This window comes from Blautia sp. OM06-15AC, from assembly GCF_003481425.1.
Classification (GTDB): Bacteria; Bacillota; Clostridia; order Lachnospirales; family Lachnospiraceae; genus Fusicatenibacter; species Fusicatenibacter saccharivorans.
Map to the genome: position 1 here is coordinate 193043 of NZ_QULD01000004.1, position 16986 is coordinate 210028.

The window sequence follows — 16986 nt, forward strand, 5'->3', positions numbered from 1 at the left end:
CTGTCTTACAGCGGCTTCCAGATACTTCTCAGGTTATCGCGGCAATCACCAGAAACTTGTTCCATCACAGATTTTGGTTCATTGCCCGCAAAACAAGAAAAAAGATACTGTTCTGCATGGAATCATCTTCCCCGCAGAACAGTATCTTTTTTCTTGTTTTTTCAGCGTTACCGCTCGATTCCATCTCTTGCCGCAAGACCCTTGTCAAACGGATGCTTGATTTTTTTCAGCTCCGAAACATAGTCCGCCCGCTCAATCAGCGCCTCCGACGGTCCCTGCCCGGTCAGAATCACTTCCAGCTTCTCCGGCTTGTGATCCAGAAAATCCAGAAGGAGCTGCTCATCAAACAGTTTGCTTCCAATCGTATAAACCAGCTCGTCCAGAAACAGTACATCGTATTCTTCCTGAACTGCTTTTTCTGTCACTTTCTGAAACTGCTCTTCATAATACCGTTTCTGCTCTGCCTTCTCCTCCGGTGTCATCAGAAACGAAAACTTTATCTTGTCCTGCCCCGGCACAAACGTCACATTCGGCGACAGCAAGAGCACCTTCCGCTCGCTCGTGCTGTTATCTTTCATAAACTGATAAATCAAAACACGGTATCCATACCCTGCCGCACGCGTGCAGAGTCCCATACCACAAGTCGTCTTTCCTTTTCCATCCCCACAGTAGATGTGGACACAGCCTGTCTGTTTTTCCATGGTGAAAACCTCGCTTTTTCTTTCTATGTTCATTTGTAAACAACAGGTAATTCGAAACAAGTTCGCAATCCCAAGTAAAAATTGTAAACAACGGAAAAAGGAGGGCAGATTTTATTCCGCCCCCCAAAAAGGTTTCCTGATTATTTACCAAAATATCTGGCCAGCAGTCCGGCAAATGCTTTTCCGTGTCTAGCTTCGTCTCTTGCCATCTCATGCACGGTGTCATGGATTGCATCAAGATTCAGGGCTTTGGCACGTTTTGCAAGATCTGTTTTGCCAGCGGTTGCTCCGTTCTCTGCCTCTACACGCATCTGCAGATTTTTCTTGGTGCTGTCGGTTACGACTTCGCCGAGAAGCTCTGCGAATTTTGCTGCGTGCTCTGCTTCTTCGTAAGCTGCTTTTTCATAGTACAGACCTACTTCCGGATATCCCTCGCGGAATGCTACTCTGGACATTGCCAGGTACATACCAACCTCGGAGCACTCACCCTCGAAATTGGCTCTCAGGTCTTTTTTGATATCTTCCGGAACGTCGGATGCTACGCCAACTACGTGCTCTGCTGCCCAGGTCAGATCCTCGCCCTGCTCGATAAATTTCTCTTTCGGTGCTTTACAGATCGGACAGACTTCCGGTGCTTCTGCTCCTTCATAAACATATCCACATACGCTGCATACAAATTTTTTCATAGTCTTTCTTTCCTTTCTTTTTGTTGTGTATTTAATTTTATCATTTCCAATTTTGTGGTTTATAACAGTTTTTTATTTTTGATATTAGTAACTGTTACTGATATTACTTTAGCATAAGCTTCCCTTTTTGTCAATACCTATTTTTAATTTTTTCTTTCTTCCTGGGGATGCTATACGTTCCCCGGGTGATTTTTGCAGTTCTCGCAGATGCCGTAAAAATTCACAGAGTAATCTTCGATCGTACCTCTGAAATTTTCCGCTGCTACGTTCTTGATTTCGCTGATGTCACGCATTGTAAGGTCTGTCACGCAGTGACATTTTCTGCAAATGAAATGGTGATGCGTGGAAGTATCTCCATCGAACCGGTCCGGGCCATCTCCTGTTGTAAGACGCTTGATCTCTCCTAATTCAGAAAGAAGAGACAGGTTCCGGTATACTGTGCCAAGACTGATATTGGGAAATTCTTTCCGTACATCGGTATAGAGCATATCTGCGGTCGGGTGATCCTTTCGCCCCTGAAGGCAGACTTTGATGCTTTCTCTTTGTCTGCTATACTTGAGTGTTGACATAGTTTTTTTCCTTTCGTATCTTTCGATAACAGTAATTGTTATTATATTTATACTATAAGGCTGCTTCTCGCAAAAGTCAAGAAAAAGATCACTACCCTGTCTACACAGATTTCCGTCTGTCCCAAGATCAAAAATTCCTCAAAAATGAGGAGTGCCCAGGAACCTCTCGGCGCCTGGGCTATTATTATGAAAAAATCTTAATTGTGTAGTGATTGCATACACGCTGTTCCTTTGGAACTGAGATAACTATACCAATTAATTATGAACAGATTATGAACGTGCAGTGAATCTTCTGTGAATCTGTACATTTTTTAGAATTATTTTATACTTTCTTTGTGTATTTATCACATATTTTATTTCTAATTCTGTCCCTTACTCTCTACTCTGTCTAGAAATCGTTTTTCTCCGTTAATTTTTCTATTCGTATTGCCCATCCCCGATTTTCCCTGTCATTTCTCTCTCATTTATGTTAAGATTGATGTACAGCCAATGCGGCAGAATGGAGGATTTTTTATGAGTACCGGAAATCAGGAATATATACGAGACATGAACCGCGCCCTGGTTCTCGAGGCAATCGCCAACCATCCGCCGCTTTCCCGCGCAGATCTGGCGAAAATGCTGCATCTGACAAAAGCAACCGTATCCACCATCGTCCAGGAACTGCTCGACCGCCAGCTCGTCATAGAACTCGGCAGCGCCGAAAAAACTTCCATGGGTCGAAAACCGATTCTGCTTACTTTTAATAATCGCTGCGGTTCCATCATCGCCGTCGATCTCGGCGTAAAAAAGATCACCATTCTCACCGGAGATCTGAAGGGAAAATCATGTACTGTAAAAGAATACCCGATTGATCCATCCCTCTCCCTGGAGGAATACCTGATTTCCCTCCTCCACACAACCAAATCCGACCTCCCCAAGACCCCGTGCGGCCTCGTCGGAATCTCCATCGGAATCTACGGCGTCGTCTGCGACGACCTCGTTTTATTCACACCCTACTACGATCTGAAACACTCCAACCTGAAAAACTACCTCGAAGAAGAATTTCAGGTCCCTGTCATCGTAGAAAACGAAGCCAACCTCTCCGTCATCGGCGAAGCCGCCTGCGCAGAGCACTTTAAAAATATGATCTTCCTGAACATCCACGAAGGCGTAGGCATGGGAATCCTCATTGACGGCGAACTCTACACCGGCCAGAACGGCTACGCCGGCGAATTCGGCCACACCATCCTCTTCCCCGATGGCCGGCCCTGCCCCTGCGGCAACCACGGCTGCCTCGAACAGTACATCTCCGAAGCCGCCGTCCTGAACGATTTTGCCGCCGCCGAAGGCTTAGAAAACGTCTCCGTCGAACGCTTCATCCAGTATTACCAGGAAGGCAACCCCAACGCCCGCAAAGTAATGCAGGATTTCACCCACTACATCGGAATCAGCCTGAACACGGTTCTCCACACCTTCAACCCGGACGTCATCGTCATCAACAGCTCCTTCACCAACTACATCCCAGGTCTGATCGACGAAATCACCTCCGGAATCCAGAACCGCCTCCGCTGGTACCTCCACGTCCTCCCGGCTCACCTGCAGGATGTCTCCGTCCTCATGGGCGGAATCAGCCTCTGCTCCCGGAACTTCCTCGGAATTTCCACCTTTAAGCTGCTGGACCTGTAACTCAGAAATAAGTCCCTGTTCAGAGCCCCATCTCGATTCCGCTGCGCTGCATCTTGATGTGGCTTCTCGCCATATGAAATTTCAGAAAAAAGTGCTCATTCATGCAAGCATGATTCGCAATTTGTTCTGAAATTTCGCATGGCTCTGAATAGTCACAATTTGTTCATGATTTTTTTACAACATGAACACGCTTTCAACATAATTTACCCGTATACTAAAAGCATAAATAATGAATGCCAACATTATTTACACAATTTTCTTTTTCATATTGCCGATTAGAAAATCGGCTCTCCTTCCTTTAAAAATAAAAATGAAAGAAAGCACTGTTTCGCCAACGGTGCTTTTTTTCATGCCCTTTTCCCCGCTTTTCCACCGCTGCCATGCGCATCACGCAAGGGCGGACGGGCGGCGGCGAGGCGTCCCCTCTATTTACACAATTCATCCGTCAACCGCGCAAACTCCTGTAAATTCAATGCCTCCCCACGAATCGTAAGCGGCCAGCCGCAGGCTGTGATTGCAGCCTCAATCTCCTCTTTCGAAAAATGCAGCAGCTCCGAATTTTTCAGTCCGTTCGCCAGCGTCTTCCGTCTCTGATTAAACGACGCCCGAATAATGGAGAACATCAACTTCTCATCCTTCGTCTCCACCGGCATCACCTCATGACGCGTCAGCCGGATCACCGCACTTCCAACCTTCGGCCGCGGCATAAAACAGTTCGGCGGCACATTCGCCACAATATACGGCTCCGCATAATACTGCACCGCCAGCGACAGCGCCCCGTAATCCTTCGATCCCGGCCCCGTCTGCATCCGGTCCGCAACCTCCTTCTGAACCATAACCGTAATCGAATCCACCGGCACATGATTCTCAAATAATCCCATAATAATCGGCGTCGTAATATAATACGGAAGATTCGCCACAACCTTGATCGGCCGTCCGTTGTTCTTCTCCTTCGCCAGCGCCGCCAGATCCACCTTCAAAACATCATTGTTGATAACCTCAACATTATCATAATCCGACAGCGTATCCTCCAGAATCGGGATCAGATTCTTGTCAATTTCCACCGCACACACACTCCGCGCAGCATACGCAAGATACTGCGTCAGCGTACCGATACCAGGTCCGATTTCCACAACAAAATCGTCCGGTCCGATACCTGCAGCGGCTACAATCTTATCCAGCACATGTGGATCGATCAGAAAATTCTGACCATACTTTTTCTGAAATACAAAGCCGTACTTCTGCAGTACGGCTATTGTATTCTGCGGCTCCCCGAGCCACGGTTTTACTTTCTCCATAAATTCTCCATGTATTTAGAACTCAAAGTCTTTCTCGTAAAGAATCACGCGGTCGTCCGCATCGGTATGCTTTCTGGACATGCGTCTTCCGAATTTACGGGTTCCCTTTTCTGCATGGGCGATGGCACGATCCACCATATCTTTGACCTGTGAAATCGTCATCGGCTCGCCCTCCTTCTGATTGTTGCCAATCTGTGTATACAGAGCAAGCACACCCATCTCGTCCATCTTGTATCCATTCTCACGCGCATACGTGCGGGCAAACGTAACCAGCTCGTCGTTCGTGAAAACAGGAATCGAAATGACCGTCTCAAACTTCTTCGCAAAATCAGGGTAATTCCGCAGAAGACCTCTCATGCTGACCTTCTCATCCTCGATGATCAGAACCAGACTGTCGGTACGGAAATCCATTGCCTGCGACAGCTTCTCGATCGTCTCCGGGTACATCAGACCGGCACGCTCGATCAGGAGGAAACCTCCCGCCAGCTTTGAAACAATCTGCGCACAGTCCTTTTTGTTCAGAACAGATGCATCCAGACGGGCCATCTTCGTTGCCGGAAGTTTTAAGTCAGCACAGATTGCACGGACGAGATCCTCCGACAGCTTCGTTTTTCCAGTACCGTATCCGCCCATAATGGCAATGTTTCCATGACGGGAAGTACGGTCGCCTGCGTAATGATAAACACCATGCATTGCATCCAGAATCTGGATATCCATGCCTGGAACTTTCGCAAAGTAAGTAAACAGCGCTTTCTGCTCGTCACTCAGCTTATCCGGCTGGGTGTCGTTCAGGATGCGGAGTCTTGCCTCCTCCGGCGTCTCCTCGCGGAGCACCTCTTCAATCGATTTCGCAACAGTTCCTTCCGGAATGTTGTCGCGGATCAGCTGAACGGTGGCATCCGTTGTTTTTTCGATGCTCATGTTGATCGTCGCATCGGATACGCGCTCACGCTTTGGCTCGGTCGGAACTTCGATTTCGATTTCCTCCGGGGTAATCTCGATCGGCTGGGTTCCTGCCGGCTCAAACGGATCGGCTGGCTCAGTCTCGGCCGGAGTTTCCGGCTCTGTTTCGCTTTCCGGCTCGTCAGCAGGTTCTGCTTCCGCAGTTTCCGGCTCATCCGGCAGTTCGATTTCCGATGCTTTTTCAGCTTCCTGCACTTCTGCGTTCAGCGCTGCCTGAAGCTCACTAAAATCGATGGTCGGCCGTGTCTCCTCTGCCGGTTTCAGATCCGCGATGACAACCGTTGCATCCATGGACGGTGTCTCCGCCGGTTCTACGGTTTCCTCAATTTCGGCTTCCGCCTGAGCCTTCTCGGCTGCTTCTGTTTCAGCTTCCACTGCTGGTTCTGTAACTTCTGCTTCTTCGATTTCAGCCTCGGCTGCCGGTTCTATAATCTCTTCGATCTCAGCTTCATCCATCGGCTCTGTAGCTTCTTCGGTTTCAGCCTCATCCGCCGGTTCTGTGATCTCTTCGGTTTCCGCTTCATCTGCCGGTTCTGCATCTTCTTCCGGCTCAGCTTCCGCCTGCGGCTCCTCTGCCGTTTCCCGTGCCTCTGTCTCGGACTCCGGATCCATCGGCTGCTCTGCGGTTTCGGCTTCTGCTGCCGGTTCCACTGGCTCTTCTGCTTCTTCCTCCGCAACTTCCTCCGACAGGTTTGCTGCGGTCTCCTGGAACAGTGCTTCGAGGTCCGGCTCTTCGTATTTCTTCTCCGGCTTCGGTGCTTTCGGCATTACCGGCTCGGCTTTTTCCTTCGGTTTTGGCTGCGGTCTTGTCTTGATTGTCGTGTTGGCATCCGGGGATACCTCTACGTTTACATCAAGCTGCTCCGGCTCCAGATCTTTTACTTCGTACTGTACCGGCTCTTCGCTTGTCTCTTCCTCGACTGCCGTCTCTTCCTGTTTCTTTCCGCGGAAGGAGAAGACATCGCGGATGCTCTTTGCAAGCTCTGCGTGAAGATCGATCGTATTTCCAAGGTACGTCGGCGTGCTGTCTGCATACGCCTGCTCTTCCGGAATCTCCTCGATCGGCTCCTCTGTCTGCTGCAGTGCTTCGTACTCCTGCACCTGCTCTGCATCTGCCTCGGCCTGCTGTGTTTTCTCATATGCTTCGTACGGCGAACCGGCTTCTTTTTCTTCTTCACCGGCCACATACTGGCTCATCACACCGCCGTTTACCGGTTTTACTTCCGGCGTCTCTGCCGGCTCTTTCGTCGCAGCCATTTCACCGGCTCCGCTCTCTCCGGCTAACCGCACTTCAAGTGCTTCCGGATCCTCAGACGGCTCTTCATTCTTTTTGTAGTCAAAACGATGCTCGTATTTGATCTGCTGGGACGGTGACAGCGGCTCGTACTTCATTTTCAGATCCATTGCCTTTGTCACATATTTGCCCTCGCTGAACCACAGGATCAGCTCATCACAGGCATCGATGCATTTCTGCGTCTCTCCGGCTTTGCTGTAAAGGTTTGCCAGTTCATATGCCCATCTCTCGGTAAATTCCCGCTCTTTGTATTCCTCCAGAAGGGAAATCTGCTCCTCAAGCGGCGCTTTCTGTCCTCTTAAAATCTTGTATTTCAGCAGATACCGGGAATTATCGTGACGTGCGACTGCTTCAAACTCGTTGTAAAAGTCAATCGCCTCATCAAAGTCTTTCATTTTTACGGAGACCTCTACCAGGCGGTACAGAATGCCCTTTCCGATGGAGGAACGGTCATACGCCATCAGCAGAATCTTCTTCGCCTCCGGATATCGTTTGTTCGCCTCATAGACATCCGCTACCATGCCGAGCGTGCGCAGACTCTTGACACGCTGCCAATCAACGGCTTCTACAACTGCAAGTGCCCCCTCATAGTCCTCTTTTTTTACCAGACTGTTCAGCTCTTCCAGCCGGCTTTGATATTCAGCTTTATCCAATCTTTTCACCTCAATACATTTCAGATTGTTTTAGTTCATAGACACGAACAGTGTACCACACTCCCCGTAGAATGTCAAAAGAATGCCTGTTTTGCAGGCATTTTTCGGGATGCAGATCCTTCCAGCGGGCATCAAAAAAAGAACACCCGCCCCTCCGGTTTTCCCCGGAAAAGCAGGTGTCCCCTAACTACTTATATTTGATTCTGATTACTTTCTGACAGTAATCTTGTCCAGATGCCAGATATCATCTACATACTGCTGGATGGTACGGTCGGATGTGAATTTGCCGCTGTGTGCGGTATTCAGGATCGCGCTTCTTGCCCATGCAGAAGTATTTCTGTATTTATCCTCAACACGCTCCTGTGCTGCCGCATAGGACTTGAAGTCTGCCAGGGTAAAGTACATATCCGGGCGCGGAGCATTCTTCGGTGTGAGCAGAGAGTCATACAGATCACGGAACATCATGGTGTCGCCGTTTGAGTATCTTCCGCTGATCAGATCCATCACTACGTTGTGGATGTCCTGATCGTGGATGAAGTAGCTCATCGGATCGTAGGTGTAGTTGTTCTCATATTCGATAACCTGATCTGCGGAAAGTCCGAAGATGAAGGCGTTCTCTTTTCCAACTTTCTCAACGATCTCTACGTTTGCACCGTCCATGGTTCCAAGAGTCAGGGCACCGTTCAGCATGAACTTCATGTTACCGGTACCGGAAGCCTCTTTACTTGCGGTGGAAATCTGCTCGGAAACATCGGCAGCGGCAAAGATCAGCTCTGCGTTGCTGACACGATAATCCTCGATAAATACGACTTTGATCTTTCCTTTGATGGTCGGATCGTTGTTTACCACATCACCAACGGAGTTGATCAGTTTGATGATCGCTTTTGCACGCTCATAACCTGCGGATGCTTTTGCTCCGAAGATGAAGGTTCTCGGGTAGAACGGCATATCCGGGTTCTTTTTCAGACGGTCATACAGGTACATAATATGAAGAATGTTCATAAACTGGCGTTTGTACTCATGCAGACGCTTTACCTGAACGTCAAAAATAGAGTTCGGATCTACATCAATGCCGTTATGCTCTTTGATGTATTTTGCCAGGCGAACTTTATTTTTATATTTGATTTCCATAAATTCCTTCTGTGCCTGGGTGTCATCTGCCAGCTTAGCGATCTTTTCGATCTTCGGCAGATCGGTGATCCAGCCGTCTCCGGCGTACTCGGTTACCCAGTCAGCCAGGAGCGGGTTTCCGTGAAGCAGGAAACGACGCTGTGTGATACCATTCGTCTTATTGTTGAACTTCTCCGGAGTCATCTCGTAGAAGTCTTTTAAGGTCTGTTTTTTCAGAATCTCGGTATGAAGCTGTGCAACACCGTTGACAGAATAGCCGCCTACGATAGCCAGACGGGCCATATGAACCTGTCCGTCGTAGATGACTGCCATCTGGCGGACTTTCTCTTCATCACCCGGGTACTGCTCTCTTACCTGGATCAGGAAGCGGCGGTTGATCTCCTCTACGATCTGATAGATACGCGGAAGAAGTCTGGAGAACAGGTCAACCGGCCATTTCTCGAGTGCCTCTGCCATGATGGTGTGGTTGGTGTATGCGCAGGTCTTTGTGGTGATCTCCCATGCCTCATCCCAGCCAAGGCCTTCCACGTCCATGAGGATTCGCATCAGCTCCGGAACGGCTACGGTCGGGTGAGTATCGTTCAGCTGGAAGGTAACCTTCTCATACAGCTTTGTGATATCATCGTGATGTTTTTTATATTTTGCAACTGCTCTCTGTACGCTTGCAGAAATAAAGAAATACTGCTGTTTCAGACGCAGCTCTTTTCCTTCGTAATGGTTGTCGTTCGGATACAGAACCTCTACGATGGTTTTTGCAAGGTTTTCCTGCTCAACCGCTTTGTGGTAATCACCTTTGTCGAAGGAATCCAGGGAGAAGTCCTGAATAGCCTCTGCATCCCAGATGGTCAGCGTGTTTACAACATCGTTGTCGTATCCTACGATTGGCATATCGTAAGGAATTGCGTTTACAGACTGGTAATCTTTCTGTACGAAGTTTACGCGTCCGGTAGCCTCATCATACTCCTGTGCTACGTATCCGCCAAATTTTACTTCTTTTGCGTATTCCGGGCGTTTCAGCTCGAATGGATAGCCGTGTTTCAGCCAGTTGTCCGGTACTTCTACCTGATAACCGTCGCGGATCTGCTGTTTGAACATACCGTATTTATAACGGATACCGCAGCCGTATGCCGGATATCCCAGTGTAGCCAGGGAATCCAGGAAGCATGCTGCCAGACGGCCAAGACCGCCGTTTCCAAGCGCAGGATCTCTCTCCTGGTCCTCCAGAAGGTTCAGGTTCAGTCCCATCTCATCAAGAGCTTCCTGTACCTGTTTGTATGCAGTCAGGTTAATCAGGTTATTTCCCAGCGCACGTCCCATCAGGAACTCCATGGACATATAGTACAGAATCTTCGGATCCTGCTCATCCATTGCTTTCTGGGTTTTCAGCCAGTTGTCAATAATAACGTCTTTTACTGCGTAGCAGACTGCCTGGTAAATTTCCTGCTGGGAAGCCTCTTCCAGATTTTTTCTGTACAGCATTTTTACGTTTTCTTTGACACTGTTCTTAAAAGTTTCTTTGTTGAACTCGGCGTTTAACATCTGCGTCCTCCTCAATAGCAGTCTGCGAGCGGAGAGCTTGTCTGCATCCCCGCTCGCAGGCTGATTTTTATATTAACGATCGTCGTGGAAACGCATCCAGAAGTATTCTTAGATACGCTCTACTGCCATGGTAACCTTTTCGGAGTTGATATTCCACTCCTTCTCATAGCCCTTTGTCTCTCCAGTCACGATTTCTTCTGCCAGAACTTCAGATTTAATTTCATCACCATGGTTTTTCATGATGCTTACAATCTTGTCGTTGTCTTTTGCATATACTCTGATCTTGTCCATAACCTCAAAGCCGGCCTCTTTACGCATGGTCTGGATTTTACTTACCAGCTCACGAACAAAACCTTCCTCGATCAGTTCCGGAGTCAGATTGGTATCCAGAACAACGGTGATTGTATGGTCGGATTCGGATACATAGCCTTCCATCTGTGCCATGTCAATTAACAAATCCTCCTCTAATAATACAATTTCCTGTCCATCGATGTCAAGTTTAAGTTCGCCGGTGCTCTTGAGCTCTGCCATAGCCTTGTTTCCATCCAGCTCAGACAGGGTTGTTTTGATCTTGTTCAGGAGTTTTCCGTATTTTGGTCCTACGGTACGCATCTGCGGTTTGAAGCTGTAGCTGATGAAATCTGCGATGTCATCTTTAAATACAACTTCTTTGACATTCAGCTCGTCCTCGATGATCTCTTTGTAGAATTCGGAAAGCTGGAACTCGCTCTTCACGTACATGGTTCCGATCGGCTGACGGTTTTTGATATTGGCGGTGTTTCTTGCGGCACGTCCCATAACGACGATCTCCAGCAGGTCTGCCATATCCTCTTCCATCTTCGGATCGATCCAGTTCTCATGTACCTCCGGGAAGTCGCACAGATGGATACTTTCCGGTGCACTTGCATCGATGCTCTTTACGAGGTTCTGATAAATATCCTCTGTCATGAACGGAATCATCGGAGCTGCTGCTTTTGCAACGGTCACCAGTGCGGTGTACAGAGTCATGTAAGCATTGATCTTATCCTGCTCCATGCCTTTTGCCCAGAAACGTTCACGGGAACGGCGTACATACCAGTTACTCATATCATCCACGAAGGACTGCAGTGCTTTTGCCGCCTCCGGGATACGGTAATTTGCCAGGTTGTCGTCTACAGCTTTTACAGTGGATTCCAGACGGGACAGCAGCCATTTATCCATAACAGCCAGCTTGTCATACTCCAGACTGTATTTTGTTGCATCGAAGTTGTCGATGTTTGCATACAGAACAAAGAACGCGTAGGTGTTCCACAGGGTTCCCATGAACTTTCTCTGTCCTTCCACTACCGTCTTGCCTGCGAAACGGCTCGGCAGCCACGGAGCGCTGCTGGTGTAGAAGTACCAGCGGATTGCATCTGCGCCATAAGTCTGCAGTGCGTCGAACGGATCTACGGCATTTCCTTTGGATTTACTCATCTTCTGTCCGTTCTCATCCTGTACCAGACCAAGAACGATAACGTTCTCGTACGGTGCTTTGTTAAACAGCAGGGTGGAAATTGCAAGCAGGGAGTAGAACCATCCACGGGTCTGGTCTACAGCCTCGGAAATAAACTGTGCCGGGAACTGTTTCTCGAAGATTTCTTTGTTCTCGAATGGATAGTGATGCTGTGCGAACGGCATGGATCCGGAATCGAACCAGCAGTCGATAACCTCCGGTACACGGTGCATCTCTTTACCGCATTTCGGGCACTTAATGGTCACTGCGTCGATGTATGGGCGGTGAAGCTCAATGTCATCCGGGCAGTTGTCGGCTTTTTCTTTCAGTTCTTCGATACTGCCGATGCAGTCCTGATGGCCACATTCACACTGCCATACCGGAAGCGGAGTTCCCCAGTAACGGTTTCTGGAAAGTCCCCAGTCCTGAACATTTTCCAGCCAGTCGCCGAAGCGTCCTTTTCCGATGCTCTCCGGAATCCAGTTGATGGTGTTGTTGTTGCGGATCAGATCCTCTTTTACTGCAGTCATGCGGATGAACCAGGTCTCGCGCGCATAGTAGATCAGTGGAGTATCACATCTCCAGCAGTGTGGGTAGCTGTGCTCAAACAGCGGTGCATCAAACAGAAGATCTTTGTCTTCAAGTGCCTGCAGAACCGCCATATCTGCTTTCTTGCAGAAGGTGCCCGCCCAAGGAGTTTCCTCGGTCATTTCACCTTTTTCGTTTACGAGCTGTACGAACGGAAGGTCGTATCTATGGCCGACTTTGGAGTCGTCCTCACCAAATGCAGGTGCGATATGAACAACACCGGTACCATCGGTCAGTGTTACGTAGGTATCGCAGACTACATAGTATGCTTTTTTGTTTCCGATTCTCTTCTCAGCGTACGGGAACAGCGGCTCGTACTCTTTGAACTCGAGATCTTTACCCTGATAATGCTCCAGGATTTCAGCGCCCTCACCGAGAACGGTGTCTACCAGAGCAGCTGCCATATAATAGGTATATCCTTTGCTTGTTACTTTTACATAATCCTCATCCGGGTTGACGCAGAGTGCAACGTTGGACGGAAGGGTCCACGGTGTGGTGGTCCATGCCAGGATGTAAGCGTCCTCGCCTTTTACTTTAAAGCGGACAACGGCTGAACGTTCTTTGACATCTTTGTATCCCTGCGCTACTTCGTGGGAAGAAAGCGGGGTACCGCAGCGCGGGCAGTAAGGAACGATTTTGTGTCCTTCGTACAGAAGACCTTTCTTCCAGATCTCTTTTAATGCCCACCACTCGGACTCGATGTAGTCGTTATGATACGTAACGTATGGGTTTTTCATATCAGCCCAGAAGCCAACGGTATGGGAGAAGTCTTCCCACATTCCCTCGTATTTCCATACGCTTTCTTTACACTGCTCAATAAATGGCTCTACGCCGTATTTTTCGATCTGGTCTTTTCCGTCCAGACCGAGCTTTTTCTCAACTTCCAGCTCTACCGGCAGTCCGTGGGTATCCCAGCCTGCTTTTCTCGGCACCTGATAACCCTTCATGGTACGGTATCTCGGGATCATATCCTTGATAACACGGGTCTCTACGTGGCCGATGTGCGGTTTTCCGTTTGCGGTCGGCGGTCCGTCATAGAACACGTAGGACGGATTTCCTTCACGCACTTTCATACTTTTTTCGAAGATCTGATTGTCTTCCCAGAACTTCTCAACCTGTTTTTCTCTCTCGACAAAGTTCATGTCGGTTGAAACTTTCTTGTACATGCTTGTACCTCCTGAAACTTAAGTTTCTCGTTTGATTTGCTCGCGTAAAATAAGAAAAAGCTCCCGCCCTGTAATAGGACGAAAGCTGTACTTATCGTAACCACCTGTTACATACTATCATATGCATTTCCTGTAACGGGGAACGGCCGGCAACTTCTTACCACTGCTCTCCGGTTTTCTATATTTTATGCGCCGGGTACGCAGATTCAGAACTGCAACTTGGAAGTGATGTTCACCTGCCGCTACTTGTACCGGACTCCCACCATCCCCGGCTCGCTTTCCACAGACCGTTCACGCGCAGACTACTGTCTTCGTCATCGTTTTTCATGCCTTATTATAACTAGGGGCTGTAAGCGTTGTCAAGAGTGGAAAGCACATTTTATCGGTTCTTTTCCGCAATTTTACGGGATTTTCGGGGGTGTGCGTTGCTATTTGGATGGGGGAATGGTAAAATCGGGGTATAATCAAAAAACGGAAGGGAAGTGAAATCATGGGAAGATTTGTGAATCCGGACAACAGTGCATTTCAGGTTGCTCTCAATTCCGAAATCTATGTGGACAAAACAGGACTTTTATCGTATACCAACAAAGTTCTGGACACCATGCAGGGCTATATCTGCAACAGCCGCCCGCGGCGGTTTGGAAAATCATTTGCTGCAAATATGCTGGCGGCCTATTACAGCAAGGGCTGTGATTCCAGAAAGATGTTTTCTGGCCTTGCGATCAGCCAGACGGCAGACTTTGAGAAGCATCTGAACCAGTACGATGTGATTCATCTGGACATCCAGTGGTTTCTTTCGAATGTCAGCGATCCGGAACAGATTGTGGCCTACATTACAGAATGTACACTGGCCGAGCTGCGTACCATCTATGCAGATCAGCTTCCGCCGGAAGTTTCCACCGTTCCCGACGCTCTGTCCCGGATCAAAGAGGCGACCGGACAGAAATTTGTGATTATTATTGATGAATGGGATGTCCTGATTCGTGATGAGGCCTCCAACCAGAAAATTCAGGATGATTACATTAATTTTCTTCGTGGAATGTTCAAAGGGACGGAACCGACGAAATATATCCAGCTTGCGTTTCTCACGGGTATTCTTCCGATCAAAAAATTGAAAACGCAGTCTGCCTTAAATAATTTTCATCAGTATTCCATGCTGAATCCAGGCCCGCTGGCTTCCTATATTGGATTCACAGAAGATGAAGTTTCCGCTCTCTGTCAGAAATACGGACAAAATTTTGAGGAAGTCAGACGATGGTACGACGGCTATCTGCTTGGAAATTACCATGTATACAATCCAAACGCGGTAACAAGTCTGCTTCTGGATGGGACATTCCAAAGCTATTGGTCGGAGACGAGCACATACGACTCGATGGTTCCTTTTATCAATATGGATTTTGACGGATTGAAAACAGCAATTCTGGAGATGCTCTCCGGCGCCGCAGTTCCTGTCATGGTTACCTCTTTTAAAAATGACATGGTCAGCTTTGTAAATAAAGATGATGTTCTGACGCTGCTGATTCATTTGGGCTATCTTGCCTACAATCAGCAGACACAGATGGCATATATTCCCAACGAAGAAATCCGCCGGGAGTTTCTGACTGCGGTGACTTCCAATCATTGGAATGAACTTTTCGCTTTCCAGCAGGAATCTGCGGATCTTTTAGATGCTACGCTCGATATGGATGAAAATGCTGTCGCTGCCGGAATTGAAAAGGTCCATGAGGAATATACTTCCGTGATTCAGTATCATAATGAAAATTCGCTCAGTTGTGTCCTCACGATTGCTTATTTAAGTACGATGCAATATTACTTCAAACCCACTCGTGAACTTCCGACCGGGCGCGGTTTTTCCGATTTTGTCTTTCTGCCAAAGCCGGAATACCGATACGATTTTCCGGCGCTTGTAGTAGAACTGAAATGGAACAAGAATGCGAAAACGGCACTGGATCAGATTAAAAGACAGCATTACCCGGCTTCCATTGCATCTTATACAGGGGATATTCTGCTGGTTGGTGTTAATTATGATAAGAAGACGAAGGTGCATGAGTGTCGGATTGAAAAATATTTGAAATCAGGAGAAAAATGATGAAAGTTGTGATTGCAATTGATTCTTTTAAAGGAAGCCTTTCCTCTCTGCAGGCTGGAACAGCGGCCGCCACCGGGATTTATCGTGTCGATCCGAAGGTGGAGACGGTTGTGCGCCCGCTTGCCGATGGCGGTGAAGGTACCGTTCAGGCACTGACCGAAGGTCTTGGCGGACGGCTTGTCTCCGTTTCGGTGACCGGTCCTGCCGGAAAGCAGGTTATCTGCCCGTATGGCATCATCGACCGGACGCAGACCGCCATTATCGAGATGTCGGGGGCTGCCGGTATTACGCAGGTACACGGCGATGAGAAAAATCCGCTGTACACCACAACGTACGGTGTCGGTGAGGTTATCTGCGATGCCATCCGCAATGGCTGCCACCGCTTTATCATTGGAATCGGCGGAAGTGCCACAAATGACGGCGGTATTGGTATGCTACAGGCACTCGGTTTCGGACTGCTCGATGCAGAAGGAAAACAGGTTCCTTTTGGTGCTGTCGGACTGGAATCTCTTACCGCGATTACGGCAGATCACGTTCTGCCGGAACTTTCGGAATGCACCTTCCGTATTGCCTGCGATGTAACGAATCCGCTCTGCGGTTCCAACGGCTGCAGCGCCGTTTTCGGACCGCAGAAGGGCGCGGATGCTGTCATGATCAAACGTATGGACACATTGCTTGCCTCCTACGCCGCGCTCTGCCGGAAAACATTCCTGAACGTTGACGCGGAATTTCCCGGAACGGGTGCTGCGGGCGGACTTGGATTTGCTTTTCAGACGTTTCTTTCTGCTTCACTGGAACCCGGCATTCAGATCATACTGGATGAAACCCGACTTCGTGATGATGTGAGAGACGCTGATCTTGTCATCACCGGTGAGGGACAGCTCGATGGGCAAACCGTGATGGGAAAAGCGCCGATTGGAGTTGCAAAACTGTCAAAAGAATACGGCAAACCTGTCCTTGCGTTCTCAGGCTGTGTTACAAAAGATGCATCCACATGCAACGCCGCCGGAATTGATGCCTTTTTCCCTATTATGCGGAGCGTCGTTTCACTCGAAGAAGCTATGGATGTGAAAAATGCGGCAGAAAATATGGCCGATACGGTAGAACAGGCTTTTCGGCTATTTTTGCTTCAGTAAAGCGGATATTCGCAATCCGCTTCGCTACTTGCTT

At 48.5% G+C, this 16986-nt stretch carries 10 protein-coding genes; 3 read left to right on the plus strand and 7 right to left on the minus strand.

Annotated features, from left to right (window positions below):
* Positions 1–167: 167 nt before the first annotated feature.
* The 3 genes from DXB83_RS07905 to DXB83_RS07915 form a co-directional block, all read right to left on the minus strand.
* Positions 168–701 carry a cob(I)yrinic acid a,c-diamide adenosyltransferase gene (locus DXB83_RS07905; protein WP_022462915.1) on the minus strand — a complete coding sequence of 178 codons (534 nt, stop codon included), beginning with the start codon at positions 699–701 and terminating at the stop codon, positions 168–170.
* A 140-nt stretch (positions 702–841) separates the two neighbouring features.
* Positions 842–1387, minus strand: a complete 546-nt coding sequence (locus tag DXB83_RS07910; protein WP_022462914.1) for an NADH peroxidase — start codon at positions 1385–1387, stop codon at positions 842–844.
* Positions 1388–1557: 170 nt separating this feature from the next.
* Complete coding sequence (locus DXB83_RS07915) at positions 1558–1956, minus strand: Fur family transcriptional regulator (RefSeq protein WP_022462913.1); 399 nt, start codon at positions 1954–1956, stop codon at positions 1558–1560.
* Positions 1957–2469: 513 nt separating this feature from the next.
* Here DXB83_RS07915 and DXB83_RS07920 point away from each other — a divergent pair.
* A complete protein-coding gene (locus DXB83_RS07920) occupies positions 2470–3621 on the plus strand; it encodes an ROK family transcriptional regulator (RefSeq protein WP_117805112.1) in 1152 nt (383 codons plus the stop codon).
* A gap of 425 nt (positions 3622–4046) precedes the next feature.
* On the opposite strand, the gene rsmA is transcribed toward DXB83_RS07920, so the two are convergent.
* The 4 genes from rsmA to ileS all read right to left on the minus strand — a co-directional run bounded on the left by rsmA (position 4047) and on the right by ileS (position 13727).
* Positions 4047–4919, minus strand: a complete 873-nt coding sequence (gene rsmA, locus DXB83_RS07925) for a 16S rRNA (adenine(1518)-N(6)/adenine(1519)-N(6))-dimethyltransferase RsmA (protein ID WP_022461748.1) — start codon at positions 4917–4919, stop codon at positions 4047–4049.
* 15 nt (positions 4920–4934) lie between these two features.
* Positions 4935–7829 (minus strand): hypothetical protein, encoded by a 2895-nt coding sequence (locus DXB83_RS07930; protein ID WP_117805113.1) that lies wholly within the window; start codon positions 7827–7829, stop codon positions 4935–4937.
* 207 nt (positions 7830–8036) lie between these two features.
* A complete protein-coding gene (locus tag DXB83_RS07935; protein ID WP_117805114.1) occupies positions 8037–10499 on the minus strand; it encodes a glycogen/starch/alpha-glucan phosphorylase in 2463 nt (820 codons plus the stop codon).
* A 108-nt stretch (positions 10500–10607) separates the two neighbouring features.
* On the minus strand, positions 10608–13727 hold the full coding sequence (ileS, locus tag DXB83_RS07940; RefSeq protein WP_117761356.1) for an isoleucine--tRNA ligase: 3120 nt from the start codon (positions 13725–13727) through the stop codon (positions 10608–10610).
* Between the two features lie 490 nt (positions 13728–14217).
* On the opposite strand from ileS, the gene DXB83_RS07945 reads away from it, so the two are divergent.
* The gene (locus DXB83_RS07945; RefSeq protein WP_118640503.1) at positions 14218–15816 is read left to right on the plus strand and encodes an AAA family ATPase; all 1599 of its coding nucleotides are present in this window, start codon (positions 14218–14220) and stop codon (positions 15814–15816) included.
* Positions 15816–16952 (plus strand): glycerate kinase family protein, encoded by a 1137-nt coding sequence (locus tag DXB83_RS07950; protein WP_118640504.1) that lies wholly within the window; start codon positions 15816–15818, stop codon positions 16950–16952. Before DXB83_RS07945 ends, DXB83_RS07950 begins: the two co-directional genes overlap by 1 nt.
* Positions 16953–16986: the final 34 nt, after the last annotated feature.

Coding starts and splice junctions, on each gene's coding strand:
- DXB83_RS07905 (WP_022462915.1), bottom strand. CDS start 701: ATGGAAAAACAGACAGGCTGTGTCCACATCTACTGTGGGGATGGAAAA.
- DXB83_RS07910 (WP_022462914.1), bottom strand. CDS start 1,387: ATGAAAAAATTTGTATGCAGCGTATGTGGATATGTTTATGAAGGAGCA.
- DXB83_RS07915 (WP_022462913.1), bottom strand. CDS start 1,956: ATGTCAACACTCAAGTATAGCAGACAAAGAGAAAGCATCAAAGTCTGC.
- DXB83_RS07920 (WP_117805112.1), top strand. CDS start 2,470: ATGAGTACCGGAAATCAGGAATATATACGAGACATGAACCGCGCCCTG.
- rsmA (WP_022461748.1), bottom strand. CDS start 4,919: ATGGAGAAAGTAAAACCGTGGCTCGGGGAGCCGCAGAATACAATAGCC.
- DXB83_RS07935 (WP_117805114.1), bottom strand. CDS start 10,499: ATGTTAAACGCCGAGTTCAACAAAGAAACTTTTAAGAACAGTGTCAAA.
- ileS (WP_117761356.1), bottom strand. CDS start 13,727: ATGTACAAGAAAGTTTCAACCGACATGAACTTTGTCGAGAGAGAAAAA.
- DXB83_RS07945 (WP_118640503.1), top strand. CDS start 14,218: ATGGGAAGATTTGTGAATCCGGACAACAGTGCATTTCAGGTTGCTCTC.
- DXB83_RS07950 (WP_118640504.1), top strand. CDS start 15,816: ATGAAAGTTGTGATTGCAATTGATTCTTTTAAAGGAAGCCTTTCCTCT.